Here is a 6000-nt window from a genome sequence, read left to right as displayed (position 1 = left end):
GGACGCACCTGCTTCAATGCCCCGCAATACTGACCGACTTCGTTATCGCTCAGCGTCGTTTTGTCGATCAACTCATCCTTCCATTGCTTAACGGACGTTGAATTAGATGTAAGAATAAGCGTGGCGCTGCTCAGCTTCGCAAGCGCGGCAATACCGACAATCGTCTTCCCTGCGCCGCAAGGCAGAACGACAACGCCGCTGCCCCCCTGCGCCGTACCGTCACGATAGAATTGCTCAGCCGCCAGCCTCTGATATGGCCGAAGTCCGAAAACTTTCCCCTGCAGCGTTACATCTCTCAGCTTCACGGCAAGCGCTTCTCCCGTATGATAGCCGGCCAGGTCAATAATCGGATATCCAAGCCTCGTGAGCTCCTGCTTCAATTCTCCCCGGCAAGCATCGGATAGCTGCCAAGTCTCCTCTGAAAGGCGCTTGGCAACCCACTTATCTATGGCCGACTGAGCAACAAGTTCTTCCATCAATTCCTTGTCTCCCCTAAGCAGCAGCACGTCTTGATCAGCTGTCAACGTCAGCTTGCCGTACCTTCCGATCAGCCTGCGAATGGATGATTCCGCAGCGAAGGGCAAGTCATAACGTCCAAATGCGTTAAGCCAGCCAATGAGCTCCTCCGCACTATAACCGGCAGCCGCAGCATTCCACAAAGACAAAGCCGTAATCCGATAGGTATGAAGCGTTCCAGCCTGCTTCACGGCTTCGGCAAACAGCAGCAGCTTTTCTCTTGCCTGCTCCGCGCCACTACTCTCCTCATCCAGCAATATCGTCAAATCGGATTGGACGATTATCGCTCCTTCTGATTGCTCCAGCATCGATTTCCCTCCTCAAACAGAGTCCTTCTTCTGTCAGTATGAAAGGTTTTTTATGATTTTATGCCATACCGTGACCAATGAATTGCGATTCTTGGTCGTATTTTGTGGTATATTAATTGAAATAGGCTTCATCATTACGACTGATTGGAGGTATGCGAAGGTGAAACGAATAGGAATAACGTTGCTTCTGCTTGGCTGCTTGACGTTAGCCAGCTGCTCTTGGGCAACAACAACCCCTCAGAAACTACAAACGAACGTATGGTATTCCGTATCCGATTACATCGACGGCGATACCTTCAAAATAAATGTCGGAGACGACAACCGTACCATCCGACTGCTCTATGTAAATACTCCGGAAATTGCCCATGAGGATTCGAGTAGACCTGAGGAACCTTTCGGCAGCGAGGCATCCATATATACGAAGCAAGTGTTAACGGAGTCTGCAGAGGTTAGGCTTACTTTCGATAAAGAGCAGATGGACAAGTACGAACGAACCTTGGCCGTGGTTGAGCTGAAAGACGGACGAATATTGAATGAGCTGCTGCTTAAGGAAGGGCTTGCCAAGGTTATGATCGTCGAGCCGAACGTCAAGCTTGAGAACGTGTACAAGCAGATCGAGCAAACCGCGAAACAAGCGGAGCTAGGCCTTTGGGGAACCGATCGCGAGAAATTCAAAAATGCCTATCCGGTCAAGACAGCTGAACAAACCGGAATCTTGCTTACCGTCGATAAGCAAGACGAACTTGCAACGATAAGCAACGAATCCGGACAGGACATAGAGCTAGCCGGTTGGAAGCTCGTGAGCGTCCGCGGCAATCAAACGTATGAATTCGAGAAATACATGCTGGCCGCAGGCGAGAAGGTTACGATCTCTTCTAATAGCGGCAATGAGCTGTTGCCTGACAAAACGCTGCGTTGGGGCAAGGAAAGCGTGTGGAGCAATAGCGAGACGGATCCCGGCGAACTGTACAACGCGAGTAATGAGCTTGTCACCGTGTGGGAAGATAAGTAGTGCAAAAGAAAGGCTGGCAAGAGGCATATTCAATGCCCCCGCCAGCCTTTTAATATTTAATGCAGATGACCGCTATGGCTGTGCTCGGAAATAGCGCTAAGAGCAGCCTCGGCTTCATTGGCATAAATATCCCTTACAGCTAGATCGCCTATGGCGATTACGCCAACGAGCATCCCTTCCTGAACGACCGGCAGCCTTCTAATCTGATGCTCCGCCATTAATGCCGCCGCATCGTCAGCGGAAGACGAAGGCTCGATCGTGATTGGAGAAGGCGTCATCACCGTCTCTACAGCTTCCGAGCCTGGGTTTTTCTCGGCATATCCTCGCACGACCAAATCCCGGTCCGTTACGACACCGATCAGCTTATTTCCATTAACAATCGGTATAAATCCGATATCATGTTGCTTCATCTTCACCGCAAGCTCGTAGACGTTATCGAGCAGCGTCGCAGTAACACAATTCGTTGACATTAATTGTTCGACTGTATGATTACTCATTCCTTTATCATCCTTCCTTGAACGTGCATCGGCGATTAGCTTGCCCTTCGGCCGCTGCGTTCATACGAAGTCCAGATAACGGGATGTTTATGATTAACCTGCAAATTCACTTGCATAATGCTCTGCCATGCCAATTAGCAGCGAAGCCGATTTGCTCATCGCCCGCTCGTCGATATCGAATCTTGGATGGTGATGCGAAAACGTTGCTCCGCATTCCTCATTGCCAGCGCCAACAAACATGAAGCAGCCCGGCACCTCGTTCAAATAATAAGAGAAGTCCTCGGCAACGGTTAGCGGCTCTGAACGCTGAACCGACTCTTCGCCGAATAAGGTTGCGCCTACTTGGAAGAAGCGTTCCGCTTCCTTGTCGTCATTGACGACCGGCGGGTAGCCGATGCGCATATGATATTCATACTTCGCTCCGTGCATCTCGCAAATATGCCGGATCACGGACTCCAGGCGCTCGTGTATAAGCGTTCTCGTATGCTCGTCGAACGTTCTTACCGTGCCTTTCATGCGGCATCTCTCCGCCACAATATTGTTCGTCGTTCCGGCTTGGAACGATCCGATCGATACGACAGCCGGGTGCAGCGGATTAACGCTGCGGCTCACGATCGTCTGCGCGGCTTGCACGATCGCCGAACCGACAACGATCGAGTCAATCGTTTGGTGCGGCAGTCCGCCATGACCTCCGCGACCGATAATATCGATAACGAATTCATCCGCAGCCGCCATGAACGCCCCAGGTCTCGACGCAACTATTCCATAGGGAATCGGTGTCCATAGATGTACGCCGTAAATTGCATCTACACCATCAAGCGCCCCGTCTTCGATCATCGGCTTCGCTCCGCCAGGCGTCTGTTCCTCGGCAGGCTGGAACAGTAAGCGGCGTTCACCGGCAATCTGATCGCGATTCGCCGAATAATAAGCGGCTACGGCCAGCAAAGCGGCCGTATGGCCGTCATGTCCGCACGCATGCATCACATTCGGCACCTTCGATGCGTATGCGCATTCCTTCTCATCCTGAATCGGCAATGCGTCTATATCTGCCCGTAGCGCCACTACGGGGCCGGGCTTATCTCCCTTTATCGTAACGATCAATCCATGTCCGCCTACGTCGCTCCGCACTGTGCAGCCAAACTCTGCAAGTCTGGTCGCAATCCATTGCGACGTTACTCTCTCGTGAAAGGATAATTCCGGAAACTGATGAAGATGTCTGCGCCACCGTACCATGTCGGGATAGAGACGCTGCATCGCATGCTCTATTTCTTTGTAATTGTGCATATCTCGAATCTCCCTCTCCGCACGAACTTTTTTCATCTATTTTAACAGATAATCGCAGCTTTAAGGAAGCTTATTAAACGAGCCGCTATACCTTCCGCTACTGTTCTCAAAAATGTCACTATTAAGGTAATGATGACTAAGGAGTAAGGGTTGCGCTAGCTGGGGAAACATACTATCATGAGTAAAGAATGGACAACTTATGTCTGATGATTGGAAGCAGTAGCTTGCAGAGCCAGGTTTGCTTCAACAAAACCTTTAGGAGGAACTACCATGATTATTGAAAATACCGGATTAAACGGTGTTAAGAGCGAACTGTACCATTTGGACGAATCCGCCGAGAAAGTTGGCTTTGTTCGTTGGCAATGGGAATACTATCGCGCTACATACGATTTGAAGCTTGAGGATCACGTGAACGGCAACGAATACTTCCTGCGCATCAACACGCGCGCAGTTGAAGGCAAGCTGGAATCGCCGCATGCTGTGCTCGCTATCGAGGCTGTCTATATTGGACGAGCTACTTTCCCGCACGGAATGGAATATGAATCGCCGATTCCGCAAGCGATCATGAACACGGCAACGCAACGCATCGAGCAATTGAAACAACTGTTGGCTTAGGCGGTCGATTTATGAAGCAACCGCAGAACGGTGGCCGTGGAAGACCAGACTTTCTGCTTCTCGTAATGACGCTTCTGCTCGTCGGCTTCGGACTTGTCATGGTCTACAGCGCAAGCTCCAGCATTGCGCTCGTTGAAGAAAACGACGCGCTTCACTACACGAAACGCCAGCTCATGTGGGCTGGCCTTGGCGTATTCGCCATGCTGTTCAGCATGAACATTCGCTACCAGGTTTACAAGAAGCTATTCTTGCTATACTTCTTACCTGTAATGGCTCTGCTCATTCTCGTGCCTTTCATAGCGCCCGATATTAACGGAGCCAAGAGCTGGATTAACATCGCCGGCTTTACGATACAACCTACGGAACCGGCCAAGCTTGCCGTCATTCTGTACCTTGGAGCGCTTATCTCGAAGAAGGGTGACAAGTTCCGCGACTTCAAGAAGGGGCTGCTTCCGGTTATCATTATTGTCGGCGCCGTGTGCGGCATTATCATGATGCAGCCCGATCTCGGCTCTTGTCTCGTACTTGCTTCCTGCGCGATCGTAATGATTTTCGCAGGGGGAGCGAACTTGAAGCAGGCAGCGACATCGGGACTTGCCGTTGTGCTTCTTGTCACCGTCGTATTCAGCATTTCGATGGCGATGGAACCCAAGAAGTGGGAATATCGGATCGATCGTTTCACCTCTTATGCGGATCCGCTAGCCGATGCGCAAGATTCGGGCTGGCAGCTTGTATCCTCGCTTCAAGCGTTCGGTCATGGCGGCATCAGCGGCGCCGGATTCGGTGAGAGCGTACAGAAGCTTCATTACTTGCAATACGCATACAATGACTTCATCTTTGCTGTCATTGGCGAAGAATTCGGATTTATCGGCGGCACGCTGTTCCTTCTCTTCTACTTATGCTTCCTATGGCGCGGTCTTATCATAGCGTTGCGATGCTCGGATGAATACGGTACAGTCGTTGGCGTCGGGATCATTGGTCTGCTCGCCATTCAAGCCTTTATCAACGTTGGAGGCGTAACCGGTGCTATCCCGCTTACAGGAGTAACCTTGCCATTCATTAGCTATGGCGGCTCTTCCTTACTCGTCTGTCTGATGAGTATGGGCGTCCTGCTCAGCATATCGAGAGAATCGAATCGAAGCGAGAAAGCGAGTACCTCCCGCAGTACAACTGCTACAACTCGCTCAAGCCAAAAAACGGTATCCATCCGCTAAGATGGATACCGTTTTATTATGGAAAGCTTTATTTAAGTCTTTGAGCCTCTTCAAGCTCTTCCTCTTTGAACGCGACGCCCTCGACCTTCACGTTCACCTCGACAACATGTAACCCCGTCATATTCTCAACCGATTCACGTACGTTCAGTTGAAGCTGACGGCATACCTCTTGAATCGGAATGCCATAGTGAACGATAATCCGAAGATCGATTGCTGCTTCAACTTGGCCAACCTCGACGGAAACGCCTTTTTGAACGTTTTTGCCGCTTAGACGTTTAGCCAAACCTTCCGAGATGCCGCCCGACATCGCTGCAATGCCCGGTGTCTCAAGTGCCGCAAGTCCCGCTATCGTAGCCACTACATCATCAGAAATACGAATAATACCTGTTTGAAGGTCTTCGGTCATGTGATTCACTCCTCGTTTTTGCCATATATGAACATTGTAATAGATGGATACGATGTAATCAAGGAGGCTAAGCTTTGAATATACCCGCGAATGTTATTATATTGGTAAAAGTTTACTTCTCCCTTTTTTTTCGCTATATTATTAACAG

At 50.4% G+C, this 6000-nt stretch carries 7 protein-coding genes; 3 read left to right on the top strand and 4 right to left on the bottom strand.

The annotated features are described in order from the left end of the window. The coding region (locus tag AB4Z33_RS17940; RefSeq protein WP_442051220.1) for a helicase-associated domain-containing protein at positions 1 to 824 on the bottom strand (824 nt) is incomplete at its 3' end. 160 nt (positions 825 to 984) lie between these two features. Between AB4Z33_RS17940 and AB4Z33_RS17935 the strand changes: the two genes are divergently transcribed. Next, positions 985 to 1836, top strand: a complete 852-nt coding sequence (locus tag AB4Z33_RS17935; protein WP_442051219.1) for a thermonuclease family protein — start codon at positions 985 to 987, stop codon at positions 1834 to 1836. Between the two features lie 56 nt (positions 1837 to 1892). Here AB4Z33_RS17935 and AB4Z33_RS17930 read toward each other — a convergent pair whose 3' ends face one another. Both AB4Z33_RS17930 and AB4Z33_RS17925 read right to left on the bottom strand, forming a co-directional pair. Next, entirely contained in the window at positions 1893 to 2333 is a 441-nt protein-coding gene (locus AB4Z33_RS17930) for a CBS domain-containing protein (protein ID WP_442051218.1), read from the bottom strand. 93 nt (positions 2334 to 2426) lie between these two features. Next, positions 2427 to 3653: an amidohydrolase gene (locus AB4Z33_RS17925; protein WP_442051217.1), complete on the bottom strand. Its 1227-nt coding sequence runs from the start codon at positions 3651 to 3653 to the stop codon at positions 2427 to 2429. A gap of 234 nt (positions 3654 to 3887) precedes the next feature. On the opposite strand from AB4Z33_RS17925, the gene AB4Z33_RS17920 reads away from it, so the two are divergent. Both AB4Z33_RS17920 and ftsW read left to right on the top strand, forming a co-directional pair. Next, positions 3888 to 4232, top strand: coding sequence for a YugN family protein (locus AB4Z33_RS17920; protein ID WP_442051216.1), 345 nt, complete (start codon positions 3888 to 3890; stop codon positions 4230 to 4232). A gap of 11 nt (positions 4233 to 4243) precedes the next feature. Further along, positions 4244 to 5446 carry a putative lipid II flippase FtsW gene (ftsW, locus tag AB4Z33_RS17915; protein WP_442051215.1) on the top strand — a complete coding sequence of 401 codons (1203 nt, stop codon included), beginning with the start codon at positions 4244 to 4246 and terminating at the stop codon, positions 5444 to 5446. Positions 5447 to 5474: 28 nt separating this feature from the next. On the opposite strand, the gene AB4Z33_RS17910 is transcribed toward ftsW, so the two are convergent. Further along, positions 5475 to 5852, bottom strand: a complete 378-nt coding sequence (locus tag AB4Z33_RS17910) for an Asp23/Gls24 family envelope stress response protein (RefSeq protein ID WP_337098739.1) — start codon at positions 5850 to 5852, stop codon at positions 5475 to 5477. Positions 5853 to 6000 lie beyond the last annotated feature (148 nt).

Origin of the sequence: Paenibacillus sp. 2TAB19 (genome assembly GCF_052115185.1) — a bacterium.
Classification (GTDB): Bacteria; Bacillota; Bacilli; order Paenibacillales; family Paenibacillaceae; genus Pristimantibacillus.
This window is presented reverse-complemented; position numbering and strand designations above follow the sequence as displayed.